The sequence below is a fragment of the Cupriavidus sp. SS-3 genome, from assembly GCF_035818815.1.
Classification (GTDB): domain Bacteria; phylum Pseudomonadota; class Gammaproteobacteria; order Burkholderiales; family Burkholderiaceae; genus Cupriavidus; species Cupriavidus taiwanensis_C.
In genome coordinates this window covers 683,951-706,067 of sequence record NZ_JAYLVT010000001.1, presented here as the reverse complement: position 1 = coordinate 706,067, position 22,117 = coordinate 683,951, and the positions used below count along the sequence as shown (strand labels likewise).

General features: G+C 69.3%; 21 protein-coding genes. 14 read left to right on the top strand and 7 right to left on the bottom strand.

Features of this window, described 5'->3' with window-relative positions:
* The first annotated feature begins 36 nt into the window (after positions 1-36).
* The 8 genes from U9J39_RS03135 (at position 37) to U9J39_RS03100 (ending at position 8,278) form a co-directional block, all read left to right on the top strand.
* On the top strand, positions 37-501 hold the full coding sequence (locus U9J39_RS03135) for an SRPBCC family protein (RefSeq protein WP_115683515.1): 465 nt from the start codon (positions 37-39) through the stop codon (positions 499-501).
* Positions 482-829: an ArsR/SmtB family transcription factor gene (locus tag U9J39_RS03130; protein WP_115713783.1), complete on the top strand. Its 348-nt coding sequence runs from the start codon at positions 482-484 to the stop codon at positions 827-829. Before U9J39_RS03135 ends, U9J39_RS03130 begins: the two co-directional genes overlap by 20 nt.
* A gap of 155 nt (positions 830-984) precedes the next feature.
* On the top strand, positions 985-2,199 hold the full coding sequence (locus U9J39_RS03125; RefSeq protein ID WP_326346502.1) for an efflux RND transporter periplasmic adaptor subunit: 1,215 nt from the start codon (positions 985-987) through the stop codon (positions 2,197-2,199).
* Between the two features lie 10 nt (positions 2,200-2,209).
* Positions 2,210-2,902 (top strand): ABC transporter ATP-binding protein, encoded by a 693-nt coding sequence (locus tag U9J39_RS03120; protein WP_115713785.1) that lies wholly within the window; start codon positions 2,210-2,212, stop codon positions 2,900-2,902.
* Positions 2,903-2,914: 12 nt separating this feature from the next.
* A complete protein-coding gene (locus U9J39_RS03115) occupies positions 2,915-4,069 on the top strand; it encodes an ABC transporter permease (protein WP_116314069.1) in 1,155 nt (384 codons plus the stop codon).
* Between the two features lie 16 nt (positions 4,070-4,085).
* Complete coding sequence (locus tag U9J39_RS03110) at positions 4,086-5,252, top strand: ABC transporter permease (RefSeq protein ID WP_326346501.1); 1,167 nt, start codon at positions 4,086-4,088, stop codon at positions 5,250-5,252.
* A 271-nt stretch (positions 5,253-5,523) separates the two neighbouring features.
* On the top strand, positions 5,524-6,714 hold the full coding sequence (gltS, locus tag U9J39_RS03105; RefSeq protein WP_115713787.1) for a sodium/glutamate symporter: 1,191 nt from the start codon (positions 5,524-5,526) through the stop codon (positions 6,712-6,714).
* A gap of 13 nt (positions 6,715-6,727) precedes the next feature.
* Positions 6,728-8,278: a TAXI family TRAP transporter solute-binding subunit gene (locus tag U9J39_RS03100; protein WP_326346500.1), complete on the top strand. Its 1,551-nt coding sequence runs from the start codon at positions 6,728-6,730 to the stop codon at positions 8,276-8,278.
* Between the two features lie 26 nt (positions 8,279-8,304).
* On the opposite strand, the gene U9J39_RS03095 is transcribed toward U9J39_RS03100, so the two are convergent.
* On the bottom strand, positions 8,305-8,538 hold the full coding sequence (locus U9J39_RS03095) for a CDP-diacylglycerol pyrophosphatase (RefSeq protein ID WP_115683523.1): 234 nt from the start codon (positions 8,536-8,538) through the stop codon (positions 8,305-8,307).
* Positions 8,539-8,700: 162 nt separating this feature from the next.
* On the opposite strand from U9J39_RS03095, the gene U9J39_RS03090 reads away from it, so the two are divergent.
* A complete protein-coding gene (locus U9J39_RS03090) occupies positions 8,701-9,174 on the top strand; it encodes a DM13 domain-containing protein (protein ID WP_326346499.1) in 474 nt (157 codons plus the stop codon).
* Between the two features lie 193 nt (positions 9,175-9,367).
* Here U9J39_RS03090 and U9J39_RS03085 read toward each other — a convergent pair whose 3' ends face one another.
* Complete coding sequence (locus tag U9J39_RS03085; RefSeq protein ID WP_116314065.1) at positions 9,368-10,435, bottom strand: porin; 1,068 nt, start codon at positions 10,433-10,435, stop codon at positions 9,368-9,370.
* A gap of 323 nt (positions 10,436-10,758) precedes the next feature.
* Between U9J39_RS03085 and U9J39_RS03080 the strand changes: the two genes are divergently transcribed.
* Entirely contained in the window at positions 10,759-13,335 is a 2,577-nt protein-coding gene (locus tag U9J39_RS03080) for a penicillin-binding protein 1A (protein WP_116314064.1), read from the top strand.
* Positions 13,336-13,371: 36 nt separating this feature from the next.
* Here the strand turns inward: U9J39_RS03080 and U9J39_RS03075 are convergent, their stop codons facing one another.
* Together U9J39_RS03075 and U9J39_RS03070 are read right to left on the bottom strand one after the other, a co-directional pair.
* On the bottom strand, positions 13,372-14,703 hold the full coding sequence (locus tag U9J39_RS03075; RefSeq protein WP_326346498.1) for a DUF1501 domain-containing protein: 1,332 nt from the start codon (positions 14,701-14,703) through the stop codon (positions 13,372-13,374).
* Between the two features lie 17 nt (positions 14,704-14,720).
* Positions 14,721-16,325, bottom strand: coding sequence for a DUF1800 domain-containing protein (locus tag U9J39_RS03070; protein WP_326346497.1), 1,605 nt, complete (start codon positions 16,323-16,325; stop codon positions 14,721-14,723).
* Between the two features lie 198 nt (positions 16,326-16,523).
* Here U9J39_RS03070 and U9J39_RS03065 point away from each other — a divergent pair, with 198 nt between their 5' ends.
* A complete protein-coding gene (locus U9J39_RS03065) occupies positions 16,524-17,447 on the top strand; it encodes a DMT family transporter (RefSeq protein ID WP_116314063.1) in 924 nt (307 codons plus the stop codon).
* A complete protein-coding gene (locus U9J39_RS03060) occupies positions 17,431-18,195 on the top strand; it encodes a helix-turn-helix transcriptional regulator (protein ID WP_116314062.1) in 765 nt (254 codons plus the stop codon). Before U9J39_RS03065 ends, U9J39_RS03060 begins: the two co-directional genes overlap by 17 nt.
* 32 nt (positions 18,196-18,227) lie before the next feature.
* Here the strand turns inward: U9J39_RS03060 and U9J39_RS03055 are convergent, their stop codons facing one another.
* The gene (locus tag U9J39_RS03055; RefSeq protein WP_116314061.1) at positions 18,228-18,677 is read right to left on the bottom strand and encodes a group I truncated hemoglobin; all 450 of its coding nucleotides are present in this window, start codon (positions 18,675-18,677) and stop codon (positions 18,228-18,230) included.
* Between the two features lie 210 nt (positions 18,678-18,887).
* On the opposite strand from U9J39_RS03055, the gene U9J39_RS03050 reads away from it, so the two are divergent.
* Positions 18,888-19,691, top strand: a complete 804-nt coding sequence (locus tag U9J39_RS03050) for a BPL-N domain-containing protein (protein ID WP_115683530.1) — start codon at positions 18,888-18,890, stop codon at positions 19,689-19,691.
* Positions 19,692-19,703: 12 nt separating this feature from the next.
* Here the strand turns inward: U9J39_RS03050 and U9J39_RS03045 are convergent, their stop codons facing one another.
* On the bottom strand, positions 19,704-20,858 hold the full coding sequence (locus U9J39_RS03045; RefSeq protein WP_326346496.1) for a hypothetical protein: 1,155 nt from the start codon (positions 20,856-20,858) through the stop codon (positions 19,704-19,706).
* A 187-nt stretch (positions 20,859-21,045) separates the two neighbouring features.
* Between U9J39_RS03045 and U9J39_RS03040 the strand changes: the two genes are divergently transcribed.
* Entirely contained in the window at positions 21,046-21,360 is a 315-nt protein-coding gene (locus tag U9J39_RS03040; RefSeq protein WP_115683531.1) for a DMT family transporter, read from the top strand.
* Between the two features lie 24 nt (positions 21,361-21,384).
* On the opposite strand, the gene bcsS is transcribed toward U9J39_RS03040, so the two are convergent.
* Positions 21,385-22,056, bottom strand: a complete 672-nt coding sequence (bcsS, locus tag U9J39_RS03035) for a cellulose biosynthesis protein BcsS (RefSeq protein WP_115683532.1) — start codon at positions 22,054-22,056, stop codon at positions 21,385-21,387.
* Between the last annotated feature and the right edge of the window lie 61 nt (positions 22,057-22,117).

Genomic DNA, 22,117 nt, shown 5'->3' with positions numbered 1-22,117 from the left:
CTTAGTTGCATATCGATCCCTCCAAGGAGACCGCCCATGCCTTCCGACACCGACCGCATCGAACGCAGCATCCTGATCGAAGCCCCGGTCGCGCGCGTCTGGCACGCGCTGACCGATGCCGATACCTTCGGCAGCTGGTTCGGCGTCCGCTTCGACGGCGCCACCTTCGCGCCCGGCCAGCGCGTGGTGGGCAGCATCACCTATCCGGGTTACGAGTACCTGAAATTCGACGTCCACGTCGAACGCATGGAGCCGGAACGGCTGCTGTCGTGGCGCTGGCATCCGGCGCCGCTGGAGCGCGGGCGCGATTATTCGGACGAGCCGGCCACGCTGGTGGAATTCACGCTGCGCGAGGTGGAGGGCGGCACCATGCTGACTGTGGTCGAGTCCGGCTTTGACCGGATCCCGCCGGAACGTCGCCAGGAAGCCTTCCGTATCAACAGCGGCGGCTGGGATGCGCAGGTCGACAATATCCGCAAGCATGTCGCCGGCGCTGCCTGAAGCGCCTGAACTGCGGCAATCCGCCGCGGTCTTTGCGGCGCTCGGGGACGAAACCCGGCTGCGGCTGGTGGCGGCGCTATGCGCCGGCGGCGCGATGTCGATCGCGCAGCTGACCGCGGGCAGCGCCATGACGCGGCAGGCGGTGACCAAGCACCTGCAGGTGCTGGCGCAGGCCGGGCTGGTGCACGACAGCCGCGCCGGACGGGAGCGCCTGTGGCAGTTCGAGCCCGGCCAGCTCGATGCCGCGCGCCGGTCGCTGGAAGCGATCGGGCGGCAATGGGAGTTTGCGCTGGGCAAGCTGAAGGTGGCGGTGGAGGGCGAGCATTAGCTGGCTACCTCAATTCTGCTGCCGGTTTGCTCCCCTCTCCCGCACGCCGGAGCGGGCGCAAACAAGCGGTCGCTGTCTGCCTCGCACGCGACGAAGTCCCGCCTTATCACCGCTATACTGACAGCCCCGCCCATTCCGGCAAAAGGAAGCGCGCAGTGGCTGACCACGACCTGTCCAGGCTCAAGATCGACCGGCAAGCCGCCGCGGCCGGCGTGCATCTGCGCCCGCGGCGCCGATGGCTGCGCTACGCGGCCATCGCGCTGGTGCTGCTGGCGCTGGCCGGCATTGCCATGCGGCTGGCCAGCCCGCGGCCGGTGCAGACCGCCACCGTCACCTCGGCCTACCCCACGCAGAACTTCACGCTGCTGAACGCGACCGGCTATGTCGTGCCGCAGCGCAAGGCGGCGGTTGCGTCGAAGGCGCAGGGCCGGCTGGAATGGCTGGGCGTGCTGGAAGGCTCGCGCGTGAAGAAGGACGAGGTGATCGCGCGGCTGGAAAGCAAGGACGTGGCCGCGTCGTTCGCGCAGGCCCAGGCGCAGGTCCAGGTGGCGCAGGCCAACCTGGCGCTGCAGCAGGCCGAGCTGAAGGACGCGGAGGTGAACCTGCGCCGTTCCAGGATCCTGATCGTGCCGAACGCGATCTCGCGCACGCAGTACGATGCCGACGTGGCGCGCTTCGACAAGGCGCGGGCCTCGGTGAACAGCTCGCGCGCGTCGGTGGTGTCGGCGCAGGCCAATGCGCGCGCGGCCGAGGTGGCGGTCGAGCAGACCGTGGTGCGCGCGCCGTTCGACGGCGTGGTGCTGGTCAAGCATGCCAACGTGGGCGACAACATCACGCCCTTCTCCGCCGCGGCCGACACCAAGGGCGCGATCGTCACCATCGCCGACATGGAAACGCTGGAAGTCGAAGCCGATGTCGCCGAATCGAATATCGCCCGGATCCGCGTCGACCAGCCCTGCGAGCTGCTGCTCGACGCCCTGCCCGGCCTGCGCCTGGCCGGGCAGGTTTCGCGCATCGTGCCGACGGTGGACCGCTCCAAGGCCACGGTGCTGGTCAAGGTGCGCTTTGTCGACCGCGATGCGCGCGTGCTGCCCGACATGAGCGCCAAGATTGCCTTCCTGTCGCGCGCGGCCACCGCGCAGGACCGCCAGCCGGTGGTCGCGGTGCAGCCGGCGGCAATCGCCACGCGCGACGGCCGCCAGGTGGCCTACGTGGTCCGGGACGGCAAGGCGCACGAGATGACGGTCAAGACCGGCGCCAAGCTGGGCGAACTGGTGGCCGTGCAGGGCGTCAAGCCCGGCGACGTGGTGGTGCTGTCTCCCGGCGACCAGATCGGCGACGGCAGCCGCGTCGCCACCGCCAGGCCATGAGGAGGCCAGCATGAGCGCCGCGCCGCTGGTGCAGATCGACCACGTCGCCAAGTCCTACCGGCGCGGCATGCAGACGGTGCCGGTGCTGACCGATATCTCGCTGGAGATCGGCGAAGGCGATTTCGTCGCGCTGATGGGGCCGTCCGGCTCGGGCAAGAGCACCCTGCTGAACCTGATTGCCGGCATCGACCGGCCCGACCGCGGCACGCTGCGCGTCGCGGGGCTGGACATCACCCAGTTGCCCGAAGCGGCGCTGGCCGACTGGCGCGCCGCCAATGTCGGCTTTATCTTCCAGTTCTACAACCTGATGCCGGTGCTGACCGCGTTCGAGAACGTCGAGCTGCCGCTGATGCTGACGCGCCTGCCGCGCGCGGAGCGGCGCGCGCGCGTGGAACTGGTGCTCGACATGGTCAACCTCGCCGACCGCATGAGCCATTATCCGTCGGAGCTGTCGGGCGGCCAGCAGCAGCGCGTGGCGATCGCGCGCGCGCTGATCACCGACCCCGCGCTGATCGTTGCCGACGAGCCCACCGGCGATCTCGACCGCACCTCGGCGGCCGAGATCCTGGCGATGATGCAGCGACTCAACGCCGATGCCGGCAAGACCATCATCATGGTCACGCACGATGCGCACGCCGCCGCCGCGGCCGGCTCGCTGGTCCACCTGGAAAAGGGGGAACTGATCCGTGGCGAGCCGGCCTAGCCTCGATTCTCCATGTACGCGCTCAAGCTGATCGCCCGCAATGCGCTGCGGCACAAGCTGCGCACCACGCTGACGGTGTTCGGGCTGGTGATCGCGGTGCTGGCGTTCGGGCTGCTGCAAACCGTGATCGATGCCTGGTATGCCGGTGCCTCGGCCGCCTCCAGCGCGCGGCTGGTCACGCGCAATGCGATCTCGCTGGTGTTTCCGCTGCCGCTCAGCTACGAAAGCCGCATCAAGGGCATCGACGGCGTGACCATGGTGGCGCGCTCCAACTGGTTTGGCGGGGTTTATCGCGATCCCAAGAACTTCTTCGCGCAGTTCGCGGTCTCCGACAACTACCTGGACCTCTACCCCGAATTCATCGTCCCGGACGCGCAGCGCGCCGACTACCAGCGCGACCGCAAGGGCGCGCTGGTGGGGCGCCAGCTGGCCGACCAGTTCGGCTTCAAGGTGGGCGACGTGATCCCCATCAAGGGCACCATCTATCCCGGCACCTGGGAGTTCGTGGTGCGCGGCATCATGGACGGGCGCGACGAGAGCACCATCACGCGGCAGATGGTGTTCCACTGGGAATACCTGAACGAGACCGTGCGCAAGCGCACCCCGCGCCAGGCCGACCAGGTCGGCGTCTATATATTGGGCGTCGGCAACCCCGACAACACCGCGGCGATCTCGCGCCAGGTCGACGGCGTGTTCCGCAACTCGCTGGCCGAAACCCTGACCGAGACCGAGCAGGCCTTCCAGCTGGGCTTTGTCGCGATGTCGAACCAGATCATCGCGGCGATCCGCGTGGTGTCGTACGTGGTGATCGTTATCATCATGGCGGTGATGGCCAACGCCATGGCCATGAGCGCGCGCGAGCGCACCGTGGAATACGCGACGCTCAAGGCGCTGGGCTTCGGCCCGGGCTTCCTGGCGCTGCTGGTGTTCGGCGAATCGCTGGCGCTGTGCGTGGCCGGCGGCGCGCTCGGCATGCTGGCCACGCCGCCGGTGGCCACTGCCTTCAAGCAGGCGGTGGGCGGCGTGTTCCCGGTGTTCACCGTATCGCCGCTGACCATGCAGTTGCAGGCGGCGTGCGCGCTGGCGGTGGGTATCTTTGCCGGCATCGTGCCGGCGCTGCAGGCAGCGCGCGTGCGCATCGTCGAGGGCCTGCGGGCCATCGGCTAGCGCCAGGGAGACTGCCGTGGCGATCCCGCTGACCTATATCGCGCGCAACCTGTGGGCCCGGCGCCTGACCACCGCGCTGACCGCGGCCGGCCTGGCGCTGGTGGTCTTTGTCTTCGCCACCATGCTGATGCTCGACGCCGGGCTGAAGAAGACCCTGGTCACCACCGGCGAGCACGACAACGTGGTGGTGATCCGCAAGGGCGCGGAGACCGAGATCCAGAGCGCTGTCAACCGCGACCAGGCCAGCATCATCGAGATGCACCCGGCCGTGGCCATGGGCCGCGACGGCCGGCCGCTGGCGTCGCGCGAGGCCGTGGTGCTGATCTCGCTGACCAAGGCCAGCACCGGCCAGCCGTCCAACGTGGTGATCCGCGGCATCTCGCCGGCGGGCATGGACCTGCGCCCGCAGGTGCGGCTGGTGGCCGGGCGCATGTTCCGGCCGGGCTCGTCCGAGATCATCGTCGGCAGCAGCATCGCCGGCGGCTTTGCCGGCGTGCAGATCGGCGGGCACTTGCGCTTTGCGCAGCGCGACTGGACGGTGGTGGGCCGCTTCGACGCCGGCGGCAGCGGCTTCGACTCCGAGATCTGGGGCGACGTGGACCAGTTGATGCAATCGTTCCGGCGCAATTCGTATTCGTCGATGGTGGTCCGGCTGGCCGATTCCGCGCTGTTCGAGCGCTTGCGCGCCGATCTCGACGTCGATCCGCGCCTGGCCGACGAGGCCAAGCGCGAGCAGGCCTTCTACAGCGACCAGTCCAAGGCCCTGTCGGGCTTTATCAATATCCTGGGCTTTACGCTGTCCACCATCTTCTCGATCGCGGCAATGATCGGCGCCATGATCACCATGTACGCCTCGGTGGCCAACCGCGTGGCGGAGATCGGCACGCTGCGCGCGCTGGGCTTCCAGCGCGCCAGCGTGCTGGCCGCGTTCCTGGCCGAAGCCGCGTTGCTGGGCCTGGTCGGCGGCGCCGCGGGCCTGGCGTGCGCGGCGCTGATGCAGTTCGCCTCGTTTTCGACCACCAACTTCCAGACCTTCGCCGACCTGTCGTTCCGCTTTATCCTGACCCCGGCGATTGCGCTGCAGACGCTGGCGTTCGCGATGGCGATGGGGCTGGTGGGGGGATTCCTGCCGGCGGTGCGGGCGGCGCGGATGAATATCGTGGAGGCGTTGCGGGCGCGTTGACCTATGCGCGCTGCTGCTGGTTTGCTCCCCTCTCCCGCTTGCGGGAGAGGGGCGGGGGTGAGGGCCGGCGCCTCCACGACAGTTATGTCCTGAAAAACCACTGCCCCCGCTCGATGTGGCTCCGAGCCAGGCCACCCCTCACCCCGGCCCTCTCCCCATGAGGGGAGAGGGAGAACACCATCGCCCTGGCGCGGCCCATCCTTTCCTTGCCTTCTCCCCCGTGTCCGACTACAACCCGTAGTGATGCATGCTACGCGTCAGGACGCCCCCGATGAACCTTGACCTGCTGGCCTCATTGCTGACCGCCGTGGTGGTGCTGTTGATCGGTACGCTGGTCAACCGCAGCGTCGGCGTGCTGTCGCGCTACAACATTCCCGATCCCGTCACCGGCGGCCTGCTGTTCGCGATCGTCGCGTCGACGGCGCTGGCGGCGGTGAACTTCCGCGTGGTGATCGATCCCGGCATGAAGCCGGTGCTGCTGCTGATGTTCTTCGGCGGCGTCGGCCTCTGCGCCGACCTGCGCATGCTCCGGCGCGGCGGCAAGGCGCTGGTCATCTTCATCATCATCCTGCTGCCGTATATCGTGGTGCAGAACGTGGTCGGCGTGGCCATGGCCCGGGTGCTGGACCTGCACCCGATCTTCGGCCTGGTGAGCGGCTCCATCACGCTGGTGGGCGGGCACGGCACCGGCGCCGCCTATGCCGAGCGCTTTGCCGAGGTCAACAACCTGCAGGCGGTGATGGACCTGTCGATGACGGTGGCCACGGTCGGGCTGATCGTCGGCGGCATCATCGGCGGACCGGTGGCGCAATACCTGATCTCGCGCTACCGGCTGCGCTCGACCTCGCGCGAGGCCGGCGACACCGAGGAGGAAGCGGCGGCGGTCTCGCCCATCACCACCGTGGGCGCGCTGGCGTCGCTGGCCGGCATCCTGGCCGCGGTAATCGGCGGGCGCTGGATCGCCGCGCAGATGCCGACCGGCGCCATCACCATCCCGGGCTTCCTCTGGTGCATGATGCTCGGCATCGCCATCCGCAACCTGCTGCCCTTCGCCGGCATGCGCTTTGACGACCGCGCCACCGACCTGATCACCAATGTCTGCCTGTCGCTGTTCCTGGTGATGACGATGATGGCGCTGGACCTGGCCGACGTGGCGATGTCCGCCGGCCCGTTCCTGCTGATCATCGCCATGCAGGTGGTGTTCATCATCCTCTACGTGGTGCTGGTGTGCTTCCGCTTCATGGGGCGCGACTACGAGGCCGCCGTCACCTCGGCCGCGTTCATCGGCTTCAACATGGGCTCGACCGCCACCGCCATGGCCAATATGCGCGCCATCACCGCGCGCTACGGGCCGGCCCCGACCAGCTTCCTGATCACGCCGCTGGCCGGGGCGTTCTTCGTCGACCTGATGAACGCGTTCGTGCTGACCATGATGCTGGCGCTGCCGCTGATCGGGGGCTGAGATGGGGGCTGAGATGCGGCGCCGCGCCCTGCTGACCCTGCTGTTTGCCCTGCTGGCCAGCGCCTGGCTGGCGGGATGCGGCGCCGGCCCGGCCGCCGACGGCATCCGCGCCGGCGTCGAAGAGCGGCTGGCACTGGCGCTGCCGCCGGGCACGGTGCAGGTGGTGGGCCTTGAGCGCCGCGGCTCGCAAGCCGATACCAAGGCCCCGGCGGGCGAGACCCGCCGCATCGTCTATTTCGACGCCCAGCTGAAGCTGCTGCGCGACTATGACTTCGGCGCCTGGGATTCGCCCGGCGTGGCGGGCCTGGTGTCGGCGCTGGGTGCGGGCCCGCGCGGCATCACCGGCATCACCAGTGGGGGCAACAAGGCCGGCGACATCATCCGCGCCCACGGCACCGCGCTGTACCGGCGCGACGGCGAGCGCTGGGTCGGCGTGCTGCCGGCCGGCTACCGCCCTGCCGAGGCCCCGGCCGTCGCCACCAATGCGCCGAGCGGCCCGGCGGCGATCCTGGACGCGATGCGCAAGGTGATCGACTCGGTGCAGAAGGACGCGTCGCCGGCGCAGCGCGCGGTGATCGAGCAGGAGCTGACCACCGCGCACGCCAATATCCGCGCGCGGCTGGCGCGGGTCAATGAAGGCTATGCCATTGCCGCCGGCGCCGAGCACGGCCAGTACTTGCGCTTTGCGCAGGCGCTGGTTGCCGGCACGCGCGTGCGCGCCATCCCGCTGGTCACGCACGGCGGCGAAGAGAACCTGCGCCTGCTGCGCGCGGGCAAGGTCTCGGTGGCGCTGGCGCAGGGGGATGCCGCGCTGGACGCTTACGAGGGCAAGGACGCCTTCGCCGATGACGGCCCGCAGGCCTCGCTGCGCGCCATCGGCAGCCTCTATCCGGAACCGGTGCATGTGCTGGTGCGCGATGGCGATCCGGCGCGCTCGGTGTCGGACCTGCGTGGCAAGCGCATCGCGGTGGGCGAGCGCGGCTCGGCCTCGCGCCATACCGCGCTGCGCGTGCTGGGCGCGCATGGCCTGACGGACAAGGACTTCAAGGCCGAGGAAGTGGGGCTGGGTACCGGCCTGGTAGCGCTGCGCCAGAACCAGGTCGACGCCGTGATCCAGGTGATCGGCGTACCCGCCGACAGCATCCGCGATGCGCTCGCCGAAATGCCGCTGCGGCTGCTGCCGCTCGACGAAAAGGCCATCGTCGCGCTGGTTGGCCGCAAGGCTGGCTATTTCCGCGCATCGATCGCGCCCGGCACCTACCCCGGCCTGAGCGCGCCGGTGCGCACCATCGCCACCGCGGCCGTGCTGGTGACCGGCCCGGACCTGTCCGACAACGAAGTGGCCGACCTGACCCGGCTGGTCTACCGCAACGGGCGCGACCTGGTCGCGCGCGGCAGCGCCCAGGGCGGACAGATTTCGGTGGCCACGGCGCGCCAGGGCCTGATGATTCCGCAGCATCTGGCGGCGGCCAAGACGCTCGACGCCATGGGCCCGGCCGGCACCGCGCCGGGCTCCGCCAGGCCTGCCCGGCCACCGGCAGCGTCCGGAACGCAGGTCAGATAGGGCATGCGGGGACGCGCTGGCCGGCTTCAGCGCCGGCCCGATACGCCGTAGAAGGTTCCTGCGCGTGGATTAGACACCACATAAGCGTGGCGCTGCGCCCAGAACTGTGCGGTACGGAAGGCTTCGGCCTCGCGCTCGCTCCAATCCGTTGCCAGCAACGGCAAAGCCTCGGCATCGGTGGTCAGGTAGACACGCGCCTGATAGCGGGCGGTTTGCATGGTGCCGGTACGGATAGTGCGGATCGTGACGTGGAGGGTCATAGGCAGCTTCTCGACAGGGCAACTACCAGATCATAACCACTTCCATGTGTTGGATTGGTGAAACCGTTGCGAATGTGCCAAGGCCGTCAACCTGCCACGGCGCTGTCAGGTTCCGGCGCCGGCGCCGACATACCGGCATCCCCATCCCTTCCGGAGCCCGCCATGACCGCCAGGCCCGCCATCCTCGTGCTGACCCACCTCGCCATGCTGGCGGCCGGCTTTGCCGCGGGCATTTATGTGCTGCCGATCCTGACGGCACAGCCGGGCGCCAGTGCCGGGCAGGTGCAGGCGGTATCGCAACAGGCGCGCTATGCCGGCACCTTCCGCAAGGACCTGGCCGGCAGCGACGCGCTGCACTGGGCCAGCGGGCGGCTCCATGTCTCGGCCAATGCGCTCGCGTTCGAAGGCAGCGTGGCACCGGGACCGGACTACCGGATCTACCTGGCGCCGGCGTTCGTCGACAACAAGGAGGCCTTCCTGCGGATCAAGGACCAGTCGCTGCAGGTCGGCGAACTCAAGACCTTTGGCAATTTCACGGTGCCGTTGCCGCCCGGCGTGGACCCGGCGCAGTATGCCGCGGTAGTGATCTGGTGCGAGCGCTTCGGGCAGTTTATCGGGGCCGCGCGGTATAGATAGGGACCGGGTGCGGGAGCGCAGCTGGCGATGGCGTTGGCGGCGCAGCAGAGCAGCGGCGCAAGCGGAAAAAGGGGCCGGTCAAGGCAACCGGCCCAACGAACCCCGCAAGACCAGCCGCAGGTGTCGATATGAGAGGTAAGCACCCGCCCGTGCTGGCATGGCAGCCGGCCGGGCAGGCATCAGGCAGTGACGCTCAGAAGCGATGACGCAGGCCGATGGTCGCGCCGGTCTGGTTCTCGCCGGCAACCACGGTGCCCACGCCGTTCAGGCCCAGCGCCGAGCCCGACTTGTTCTTCGAGTAGCCGACGTTCAGGTACACGTCGGTGCGCTTGGACAGCGAGTAGTCCGCCGACAGCACGAACATCCACGGATCCGCGTCGCTGTTGCGGGTGTCGTTGTAGTACGCCGCGCCGGTCAGCAGGAACGCCGGCGTGAAGCGGTACTGCGCGCCGGCCCAGTAGACGTTGCTGCGGGTCTCGGCCGCGGTGGCGCTGGAGACGCCGTCGTCGCGCAGCCAGCGGTAGCCCGCGAACACCTTGGCCCCGCCGAAGGCGTAGGCCGCGCCCACCGCCGCGCGCTTGGCGGCGCGGTCCTGCAGCGCCACCGTGCCGCCGTGGAACTGGTCGTAGGCCGCGCCGACCGAGAGGCCGCCCGCCGCATACGTCAGGCCGCCGCCGAAGTTGCGCCCGACCTTGGTCTCGCCCGGGATTTCGTTGTTGTCGCGGCCGAAGCTGTAGAAGCCGGTGGCGGTCAGGCCGCCGAACTTGCCGGTGTACTTGACGGCGTTGTCGGCGCGGCCGTTGAAGGCCGAGTCGACGCTGTTGAGCGAGTAGCGCGGGCCCACGCCCATCGGGTCGAAGGCGCCGAACAGGTCGTACAGCGCGTTCTGCTGGCGGCCCAGCGTGACCGCGCCCCAGCCGCCCTGCAGGCCGACGTAGGCTTGGCGGCCGAACAGGCGGTTGCCCTGACCCGAGGTGCCGGTGTCGACGTCGAAGCCGCTTTCCAGCACGAAGATGCCCTTCAGGCCGCCGCCCAGGTCTTCGGTGCCGCGCAGGCCCCAGCGCGAGCCCGACAGGTTGCCAGAGTTCAGGCGCACGGCCGTGCCTTCGGCGCCGCCGCTGCCCGGCACGTTGCTGATCACTTCGACGCCGGCATCGACGATGCCGTAGAGCGTCACGTTGGACGCGGATTGGGCCGACGCCACCCCGGATGCGGCCGACGCGGCCGCTGCTGCCGTCATTGCAAGGAGAGCTTTCTTCACTGTAGTTTCTCTGTGTTCTGTTTGAGGCACGACACCGCACCGGACCCAGGGCCGTGAATCGCCATGGAGAGCCATGGCGCTGCGACCCAGCCGGGCAACCCGGCAACGGCGCATCGTCCGCACGAGTGGCGGCCCCGGCATTGTGGCGGCGCAATATGAAAGCTTTGTGACCTATGCTTCGCAGCAGGAAGTGGCACATCGCGCGCGGATGGGGGTTTTCCCTGTAACCGGCGGGAACGTTTTGGTAGGATGCAGGCTTTTCCGACGACGGTAATGCCAGTGTCCCGTGCCGCCCCGCGCCCGTGCCTTGACCGCTTCGCCTCATGAAGCTGGCTGAGATCAAGACCCGGCTTGCCCCGCTGCTTGCCTCGTTCCCGGCTTCACTGCCTGCCCCGCTCCGGCGAGGGCTGTCCCGACTGGCGGCGCGCACCGCGCGCGCCGGCCTGACCCGGCCCGGCACGCTGCGCCCTACCCGGCGCGGCCTGCTGGCCGGCCTGGCCGCGCTGCCGGCGGCGCTGCTGCTCTATGTGCTGGTGCTGATCCCGTTCACGCCGGGCATCAGCGATATCCGCAAGGCCAAGTCCGAGCAGCCGGCCCAGGTGCTGTCCGCCGACGGCAAGGAGCTGGCGGTGTTCAAGTGGGCCAACCGTGACTGGGTGCCGCTCAAGCAGATCTCGCCCAACGTGGTGGCGGCGCTGATCGCCACCGAGGACCACCGCTTCTACCAGCACCACGGCCTGGACTGGCGCCGCATCGCCTCGGCCGCGTTGCATACCTTTTCCGGCGACCGCCAGGGCGGGTCCACCATCACCCAGCAGCTGGCGCGCAACCTCTATCCCGACGAGATCGGCCGTGCCCCCACGCTGACGCGCAAGCTCAAGGAAGCCATCACCGCACTGAAGATCGAGGCGCTCTACACCAAGGACGAGATCCTCGAGACCTATCTCAACACGGTGCCGTTCCTGTACAACGCGTTCGGCATCGAGATGGCGGCGCGCACCTACTTCGACCGCCCGGCCCGCTCGCTCGACGTGCTGCAGAGCGCCACGCTGATCGGCATGCTCAAGGGCAACAGCTACTACAACCCGGTGCTCAACCCCGAGCGCGCGCTGGACCGGCGCAATACCGTGCTGGGGCAGATGGTCAAGCGCGGCAAGCTCGACGCGGCGCGCTACGAGCAGCTGAAGAAGCGCCCGCTGCGCATCGACTTCGAGCGGCAGACCGAGCCGCCCGGGCCCGCGCCCCATTTTGCGCAGCAGCTGCGCAAATGGCTGATCGGCTGGGCCGACCGCAACGGCTACGACATCTACGCCGACGGCCTGGTGGTCCACACCACCATCGACGCGCGCCTGCAGGCCATGGCCACGCAGGCCGTGGTGCAGCAGGGCAACCGGCTGCAGGCGGTTGCCAACGCCGCCTGGGCGCCGCGCGCGGGCTGGGCCGCCAACAAGCCGCTGGTGCAGGCCTTGGTGCGCGAGACCCCGGAGTACCGCGCCGCCGTCGCCGCCGGCACCGCACCGGACGAGGCGCTGCGCCACCTGATGGCCGACAGCGCCTTCCTGCGCGCGCTGCACCAGAGCAAGACGCGGATCCAGGCCGGCTTCCTGGCCATCGATCCGCGCAACGGCGAGATCCGCGCCTGGGTCGGCAGCCGCGACTACACCCAGGACGCGTTCGACCACGTGCAGCAGGCGCGCCGCCAGCCGGGCTCGACCTTCAAGCCCTTCGTCTACGGCGCGGCCTTCGACGAGGGCAAGACGCCCGACGACACGCTGGTGGACCAGCCGGTGGAAATCGCGCTGTCCGGCGGCGAGATCTGGCGCCCCAGCGACGAAGGCCGGCCCACCGGCCGCGCCATGACGCTGCGCGACGGCCTGGTCTATTCGCGCAACACCATCACCGCGCAGCTGATGCAGGAAGTGGGCCCCGCGCGCGTGGCACGGCTGGCGCGCAACATGGGCGTGCGCGACAGCGAGCTCGACGTGGTGCCGTCGCTGGCGCTGGGCACCAGCCCGGTGACGCTGAAGGAAATGGTGGCTGCCTACGGCACCATCGCCAATGCCGGCGACTACATCGCGCCGACCATGGTGACGCGCATCGAAGACCGCCAGGGCAATGTGCTGCAGGTGTTCCGCCCCGCACGCGCCGAGCACGCGCTGCCCGCCGCCGCCACGCAAACCCTGCTCGACGTGATGCGCGACGTGATCGACCGCGGCACCGGCGCCGGCATCCGCTCGCGCTTCGGCATCCGCGCCGACGTCGCCGGCAAGACCGGCACCACCCAGGACAATGCCGACGGCTGGTTCATCCTGATGCATCCGGAACTGGTGGCGGGCGCCTGGGTCGGCTTCAACGACAGCCGCATCACGCTGCGCAGCGACTACTGGGGCCAGGGCGCGCACAGCGCGCTGCCGATGGTGGGCGACTTCTACCAGCGCGCCCTGCGCGCGCGCATCATCGACGGCCGCGCGCGCTTTGCCGAGCATGAAGAGACGCACTTGTTTGCGTCGCTGGGCACGCAGCTGCGCGGCTGGTTCAGCCAGCTGTTCACGCGCGACAAGGCCAGCGAGAACCCGGCACCGCGCCCGGCGCCGCGCCGCCCGGCATTGCCGGCACAGGAAGCCGAGGTCGCGCCGCCGGCCGCTGCGTCCGCCGCGGCGGCCGACAGCGACCATGATGAGTCCAGCCTGGCGCTGGATCGGGGAGAGACGGTGATGGCGGTGCCGCCACCGGACATCGCTGCAAGCGCGCCGCTTGCGCCGCCCCCGGCGAATGAACCGGCCCCTGCCACCATCCCGCCCCCTGCCTCCTCCACGCCAACGGCGCCGCCTGCGCCTGCGCCCGCAGCACCGATCACGCCGCTCGCACCCACCATCATCACCCCGGCCGGCCAACGCTAGCCGCCGGACCCGGCGTGCGGCCGGCCGGAACGCGGTTCACACCAGGCCGATATCCCGCCCCGCCACCCCCGGAAACACTTGCGCCAGCCGCGCCGCATCCAGCCCGTACAACCTGCGGAACATTGCGCCCAGCAGCGCCCGGTACTCGTTGCGCACCGGCCAGTCGCGATCCTGGTTGAGCGTGGCCGCTTCCACCGCAACCTGCTCGCCGGCGATGCGCCCGCCGCGCACGGCGCCGCCCAGCACCCAGTAGACCGTGCCGTGACCGTGGTCGGTGCCGCGCGTGCCGTTCTCTCGGAAGGTGCGGCCGAACTCGGACAGCACCACCACGGTGGTCTTGCTCCATGCGGGACCCATCTCCGCGGCAAAGGCCGACAAACCGCGGCCCAGGTTGTCGAGCAGCCCGGCCAGCTGGCCCTGCGCGGCACCCTGGTTGACGTGGGTGTCCCAGCCGCCCACGTCGATAAAGCCCAGGTTGAAGCGCTCGCGCATCAGCCCTGCCATGCGCCGGGCCTCGACCTCGAAGCCGCGCGCGCTGAGCGCGCGGCGGCTGGCAGCCTGCATCTCCTGCTGGCGCGACGCCATGGTGGCCGGGCCGGCGCCAGCCATGCCGCCCTTCGGCGCTTCCGCCTGCGCCTGGCGCGCGACGGTCTCGCGCAGCTCGAAGCCCTCGTCGATCAGTGACTCGAAACGCGTGCCGCGGTACATCTGCGCCAGCAGCCGCGCCTGGCGCGCATCGAACGGGGCGCGGCCGCTGCCCTTGAGCGAGACATTGGGCACGTCGCGCGGGCCGGACAGCACCAGCGGCAGCCCGTCGGTGAACGCCACCGGCGCAGCCTGGCCACCCATGGCCTGGGCCAGCCGGTTGAGGAAGCCGCTGCCGCGCAGCGCAGCCGCGGCCTGGCGGCTTTCGTCATGGCCGGGCAGGCCGGCCTCGATGCCGTCCTGGGTCTCGAAGTGGCTGCGCGACAGGTCGTGCGTGCCGGCGAACGGCACGAAGGCCAGCTGGCCCTGCTGCCACAACGGCAGCAAGGTCGGTGCCAGCGCCGGGTGCAGGGCCCAGTCGCCGATGCCGCGCGCGGCGCTGTCGGCACCAACGGCGGATGCCAGCGCCACCGCGGCATTGGGATCCGCGTCGGCACCCGGCGCGGGCGGGCGGCGAATGGCGATATTGGGCCGCGCCGCGTAATAGAAGTCGCTGCCGGCCGGCACCAGCACGCTGGCGGCGTCATAGCCGCCGCGCAGGAATACCAGCAGGAAGCGCGCATCGGCCTGCGCGGGCAGCGCGTAGACGCGCGAGGCGATGGCTGGCAGCGTCAGTCCGAGCGCGGCGCCACCCATCGTCTTGAGCCATTGTCGGCGTTGCATGGTGCTCTCCGTTGCCTTCAGCGCTGCATCCATTCGGGCGAAGCCAGCAGCAAGGTGTTCCATTCCGCCTGCGACTCGGCCTGGCTCAGCGCGGCGCGCGTGGCGGGGCCTAGGGTGGCTTCGATGGCATCGTAGTAGAGCTTGTTGCCGATCGTCGGGAAGCGCGCGCCGCGCGGCGTGGTGCCGTCGCCCGCGAACAATCCCGCCGGCCCCGAGCCGATCGCGCGCGCGATCTCGAAACGCCGCACCAACTGCCCCGAACTGGCCCACGCGCTTTCCGCCGACGGGTAGCCGTCGGGCGCCACGTGGCCGTACAGCGGCTCGCCCAGCTGGTTCAGCCAGTTCATCACCGGGCGCAGGTTGGCCACCTGCCGGCCTTCATAGGCCAGTCGCAGCGACGACACCACATAGACCATCGGGTCCTTGAACTTGCGCGGGGACGGGTCCGCCTGCCGGTCCAGTTCGGGCGCCAGCAGCATGGTGCGCAGCACCGCGGCGATATCGCCGTCGGTGCGCGTGAAGGTCTGCGCCATGCGCTCGACCAGCGCGGGCGGCGGCTGGTCGGCGATGAAGTACGCAGCCAGCCTCGCACTGACAAAGCGCGCCGTGGCCGGCTCGCGCGCCAGCATCGATACTGCGCGCGCCACTTCGTCGAAACCGGATGGCTCGATGCGCTGGCCCAGCAGCAGCTTGGCGCCGAAGTCGTGGCGCGCGGGGTTGAACTCGAACAGGCCGTCACTGCGGTACAGGCTTGCGCGCGCCGCCGGCAGCTTTGGCGGCGGCGTGCCGCGCAGGTTCACGCCCACGCCGGTCAGCACGCGCGCCAGTTCCTGCACGTCCTGCTGCGTATAGCGCGAACCGCTGGGGCCGCCAGAGACGCCCAGCGTATGCAGCTCCATCAGTTCGCGCGCGTAGTTCTCGTTGACGCGGTTGGCGCTGCTTTGGGCATTGTCGAGATAGACCAGCATCGCCGGCGCGGTCACCGTGGCCATCAGCAGGTCGCGGAAACGGCCGAGCGCGTGCGGCCGGATCGCGCGCTCTTCATAGTCGGCCAGCAGCAGCCCGACCTGGCCCTTGCCCGCATAGACGTTGAAATGGTTCATCCAGAACCATGTCATCTGCTCGCGCAGCTGCGCCGGCGAATACAGCGCGCGCAGCAAGTGGCGCCGCGCCACATCGGCCACGATCTCGCGGCCCTGCAGGTTGAGCGCCTGGCGCGCCTGCTGCCGGCTCGCGTCGTCGGGCAGGGCATCGATGCGCTGGCGCGCCTCGCGCGCGGCCTGGACCTGCGCGGCGGCGCCGTCGCGCAGGTTGGGCAAGGCGTCGATGGCGGCCGCCAGCTCGGGTGGATCGGCCAGCGGCATCGCCAGCTGCTGCGCGAGGAAGCCCTTGCGGCCCAGCCGGTGCAGCGCGTCCAGCGAGGCCTGGTCGGCGCCGTAGGTGACGGTATTGAGCCAGCGCAGGTCGGCGGCGGCCGTGGCGCCACGGTCGTCGCCGTTGCCCGGTCCCGCCTGCAGCTGGGCACAGCCTGCCAGGCACGCGGCCAGCGCCAGCACGGCGGCGGCGCGCCAGGCGGTCACGCGCCCGAGGCCAGGTGGTCTTGCATGCTGCGCTGGTTCCATGTGGTTCACCTCGTCCGGTTCGATCCCCATCACCATGTTACGTGGCAAGCCCGGTCCGGTTGACGCGACGACGCCACGCGAGTGTTACCAGTGCTTTCAGTGCGAGATTGCCGGATTTGCCAAGACACCGGCGCCACGCCTGGCTAGCCTTGCCTTTTTTCTGCCTTTTCCGCTCCCGCAGCGGAAACGCCTGACCGCATGTCGCGCCCCCTGTCCACTGTCGCCTGGCTGCCCGCCATGGCCTTCGTCCTGATCTGGTCCACCGGCTTTATCGTCGGCAAGGCGATCGTGCCGCTGGCCGACACCAGCCTGTTCCTGCTGGGCCGCTTTGCCGTGGCCGGGCTGATGTTCGTGGCGTGGTCGCTGGCCGCGCGCGCGGCATGGCCGCCGCTGCGCGAAGCGCCGCGCCACCTGCTGGCCGGCGCGCTGATGCAGGGCATCTACCTGTGCGCCGGCTACGGCGCCGTCGCCCAGGGCCTGCCGCCGGCGATCATGGCGCTGCTGGGCGCGCTGCAGCCGCTGCTGACCGCGCTGCTTGCCATTCCCCTGCTGAAAGAGCTACCTTCCAGGCGGACCTGGCAAGGGCTGGCGCTGGGTGCGCTCGGCGTCGCGCTGGTGGTTGCGCCGGCGATGCAGGCCGGCCTGCACGGCGCGGCCCGCCCGGTGTCGCCGTGGATCATGCTGCTGGGCGTGCTGGCCATTGTCTCGATCACCATGGGAACCCTGTTGCAGAAAACCGCCATCGCCGCCTGTGACCTGCGCGCCAGCTCGGCGTGGCAGAACCTGGGCGCCATGCTGGTCGCCGCCGCGATGGTGACGATCCAGGCAGCCGGCGCGCCGCTGCACTGGCACGGCGGCCCAGCGCTGTGGGCCGGGCTGGCCTGGGCCGCGATCGGCCTGTCCGGCGCCGGCACCTGGCTGCTGGTCAGCCTGGTGCGGCGCGGCCAGGCCGCCAATGCCGCGGCGCTGATGTTCCTGGCGCCGCCGCTGGCGGCGCTGCAGGCGTGGCTGCTGTTCGGCGAGCGCCTCGGCGCCGTGCAGATGCTGGGCATGGCGGTGGCGGGTGCCGGCGTCTGGCTGTGCCAGACCCGTGGCAGGATGCGGCATGCGCAAGCCCGCTGAAGCGCGCGCCGCGCCGCTGGTCGAGCACCGGCGCTACCGGCCGCAGCCGGAGGGCCACCAGCACGGCTACCACCAGCTGCTGTTCGGCCTGGCCGGCGCCTCCGAGCTGGAACTCGACGGCCACCTCTACCGCGTCGACGACCGCACTGGCCTGATCGTGCCGGCCGGCAGCCATCATGACTACATGGGCTATCAGGGGAACCTGCAGCTGGTGGCGGACTTCCCCGCGCAATCGGTGGCGCTGCCGGCGAGGCTGATGGCGCGTCCGCGCGCGTTCGCGCTGGACGGCGCCCTTGGCAACCGGGTGCGGGCGCTGGCGGCCGGGCGCACGGCGTGCGCGGCACGCGCGCCGCAGGCAGACTGGCACCTTGCGGCAACCCTGGCCGCGACGCTGGCCGACAGCCTCGGCATGCCCGCCGACCGCGAGGTCTTTCCGCTGATGGCCATAGATGCCCATCTGCGCGCCAACCTGGCCGCGCCGCTGCGCGTGCCGGAACTGGCCGCGCATTTCGGCTGGAGCGTGCGGCGCTTCCAGACGCTGTTCGCCGAGGCCTTCGGCGATACCCCGCACCGCTACCAGACCAGGCTGCGGCTGGACCGCGCGCTGCAGTGGCTGTCGGACTCCCGGCTGCCGCTGGCCGAGATCGCGCTGATGTCAGGCTATCCGGACCAGACCACCTTCACGCGCAGCTTCACGCGGCGCTTCGGGCTGCCGCCGGGGGCATGGCGGGCGGCCGCGCGCGGCTGAGACCGAGAGTGCTGACCGCCCGGCGCGACCGGTTACCGCGAGACGATATCCTTGCGCATCGGCCCCAGAATCGCCAGCAATTCCTTCTGCTCGCGCGCCGGCACCTTGAACTTGTTGAGCGATTTCACCAGGTCGTCGACCAGCGCATCGAACTCGTCATTGCTGATGGCCATGCCGGCATGGGCGGTTTTCATATCGCGGCCCGAATAGGTACAGGGTCCGCCAGAACCCGCGCAGATCTGCTCGACCAGCCGCGTCTTCAGGCGCGGCATATCGGCATTGGCAAACTTTGCCTTGATGCGCGGGTCGGTCGCCAGGTTGCCGACGAAGTCGTCGACCACCGCGGTAATCGCCGGCATGCCGCCAAGCCGGTCGTATAACGACGAAGTCGTGGCCGGCTTGGCACGATCCGGCGTTGCGCAACCGGCAAGCCCCAGCACCGCCGCCACAACAAAACCGCACAGAACAGGCGAGATACGCATGGCTGACTCCTTCCTTTACCCGGTAGCTGCGGGATCGGAGCCAGTGCCGCGGCGCAAATTGCATTGACCGCATGCGGATAGCGCCGACAGCGCCGGCTTCGGCTGTTTCAGCATAGCAGGTTGGCTCTGCCTTGCTTTCACACCGAGGACGGCATGGCGTTTTCGATACCAACCGGCTAGAGTCGGAGACGACAAGACCCGGATGCGGCCATGCCCAAGCCACAGATCCTTACCTATGTCGACGCCGGCGCGTCGGACTGGACCGCATGCCTGATGCGCACCATCGGCCATCAGCTGCCCGCGGGGGCCTATGAAATCCGCGCGGTGATGGCCAGCGAGATCCGGCACGACGCCACCCTGTTCGACGACGCGGTGATGTTCGTCATGCCGGGCGGCGCCGACCTGCCCTATTGCGCCTTGCTGAACGGCGCGCCGAACGCGCGCATCCGGCAGTTTGTCGAACGGGGCGGCGTCTACCTCGGGATATGCGCGGGCGCCTACTACGCCTGCCGCGAACTGGCCTTCCACGCCGGCACCCGCGGCGCCATCTGCGGCCCGCGCGAACTGCGGCTGGTGGATGCGGTGGCAGTCGGCTCGCTGCCTGAACTGACCGGCGGCAAGCTCTATGACGGCACCCCGCGCACCACCGCCGCGGTGGAACTGCGGACCACGGACAAGCTGACCGAAGTCCCGCTATCGCTTTACACGCATTACCACGGCGGCTGCCGCTTCGACTTCGCCGACGCCCCCGGCCCCGGCACCGAGGTGCTGGCCGTCTATGCAGGCATCGCCGGCACACCGCCCGCCATCGTCAGCGCACAGGTCGGCAAGGGCCGCGCGCTGCTGACCGGGGTCCATCTGGAGATTTCTGAGCGGGAGTGCAAGGATGCGTTGCGCGGACACAGCGATATGTCCGAATACCTCCATGTGTGCGACCGGCTGGCGGAAACGGGCGACGCGCGGCTGGCGGTGTTTCGGCAGTTGCTGGCGCAGGGTGGGCTCGAACTGGACTGAAGGGGCGGCTCCCTAGCGCGCCACCTTCCTCTCCGCCTCCTCGTTAAAGTGGTAAAGATGCGTATTGTCCGGCGCCTCGCCGATTCCCTCGCCACTCGGACGGAATTCGATATGGCGCTGGAATTTTTCGCTGTCGGCCCGGGCGTCGCGCTCGGCGGCCTGCAGCGCCTCGGCATAGGGCATCGGGTCCTTCGATTTCTCGATTTCCAGCAACAAGGTCTGTTCGTTGACCCGCACGCTGTACTTGCCGAGATTGAACAGCAGGTACATCGCCAGCAGGTTGTCATAGTCCTGGTAAGCCCCGGCCTCGCGGCGGAAGTCGAGCGACAGCACCGACGGGAAGCGATCGGGCAGGTCCTTGAAGGCGATTTTTTCTTCCTCTTGCGGATCGACATAGGCCGAGCCGCGGTACTTCTTGTACAGCACCACATCCATGCCGTAGTTGCGCTGGCCCCATTCCCGGACCAGCTTCATCGCCATCTCGGTCGGGATATTGGCGGTGGCTGCCGCGATCATGCGCTGCCCTGAAAACAGCGTGGCGCCGGTCACTGCCAGGTCGCGGTAGCCGGCGCCATACTTGAAGGCGGCGCCGATGGTCTTGGCGCAGTTCAGGCGCAGGTAGTCGTAGCGGATCGGCCCGTGGTGATATTCGGTGTTGCTGCGTTGCTGGTGATAGTCGTCGTTGATGCGGCGGAAGTACGCGGCCAGCGCTGCCTTGTCCGCCGCCGGCACGCCATAGACCCGCACCCCGATGACCGAGCGCTTGTAGATCTCGCCGAAGTCGAGCCCGAACGATGCGGTCTCGGCGACCGTGGATACGGTCTTGAACAGGTATTCCTGCTTGGGGATGGCGACCATCAGATCGGTGGTGTAGCGTCCGCTCGCGTGCGCGGGGTCGCGATCGGCGTAGAAGTTGGCCGAGTAGACCCGCTCTTCGCCCGCCGCGTCGTCACGCAGCGCCAGCGCGATATGGCCGGCGGATCCGCCCTTGGAGGTGCCGAAGCTGATCAGCAGTTCCAGGTCATACGGGTCCTCGCGCAGGCGTGACGCGATCTGTTGAAGGTTGGCAGGCTCCGGCCCGCCCTTGCTGCCGAATTCGCTGGACAGGGCCAACCGCGGCAAGAGCAACACCATCGCGACGAACCACAGCACCGGCCTCGTTCTCATTATTTCCCCCCCCCGATCTTGGACGTCCCAGGGCATGACCATGACATGCCGACGATACCATGCGGCCCATCGCCCCGGCGCACGCCTGCCCCAGCGATCCGGTACAATGCTCCACTTTCGAGGACGACCTCGCCCGCACCGGGTATGAATGTCCGGGACGGCCCGGCTCTTGATTCAAGGAGCCATCATGGCCTGGATATATCTCGTCATCGCCGGAGTGCTCGAGGTTCTTTGGGCGTACTCCATGAAGCTGTCCGAGGGCTTTTCGCGCCCCGGCTACTCGGCCATCACCATCGTGGCCATGATTGCCAGCTTCGCCCTGCTTTCCCTGTCCATGAAAAGCCTGCCGCTCGGCACGGCATACACCATCTGGACCGGCATTGGCGCCGTGGGCGCGTTCCTGGTGGGGCTGTTCGTGCTGGGCGAACCCGCCAGCGCAGTCAGGATCCTGGCCGCCGCACTGATCGTCAGCGGGCTCGTCATGATGAAGGTGAGTTCCTGAACGGCAGTGTCGTTCCGGCCACGCTCAGAACGCCTTGCTCAGTTCCAGTCCGCCATAGAAGGAACGCGGCTCGCCCGCGGTCTTCCTGGCGCCGCCGAAGAATCCCAGGTTCACGCCCTTGCCGATGGCAATGCCGGTCACGACCAGGCCACCTTGCGTGGCATGGTAGAACGGGTCGCCGTGCTTGATGAATTCCACGCCCGCCCAGGCGTCGCCGAAGACCTTGTAGAGCAGGCGCCCGCGCGCCCAGTAGGCCTTGGGTCCGAAGTTGTAGCTGGCGATGCCGTTGACCGCCCAGTTCCGGGCAAACTCCTGTTGGCCCAGCACGGTCAGCGCAAGGCCCCACTCGCCGCCGTCAGAGCGGTTGTCCGCCCCTTCCGGCGACACGCGGTTATAGCGGTAGCGGGCGCCTGCCGAGAACTCGGCCCAGCCCGTCGACCAGCCCTTCTGCACGCCGAGCGCGGCCTCGGCCGCCTGTCCGTTCACCGTCACGGTGGTGCCGTTGGTACCGTACTTGTAGTGGTAGTCGCTGACCACGAACTTCTGCACCAGCAACGGCACCGGCAGCAGCTTTCCGCTGATGCCGACGTATTCGCTGCGCTCGCCGCCGCCGGCCAGGCTGGCGCCGCCGAACACGAAGGGATCGGCCGCCGCCGGCAGCGAGGCCAGCAGCGCCAGCCCGCCGAAGAGTGTCATCGCTGCCAGCCGCCGGCACGCTGCGCCATGGCCTCCGTACGCCATCATCAATATCTTCCCG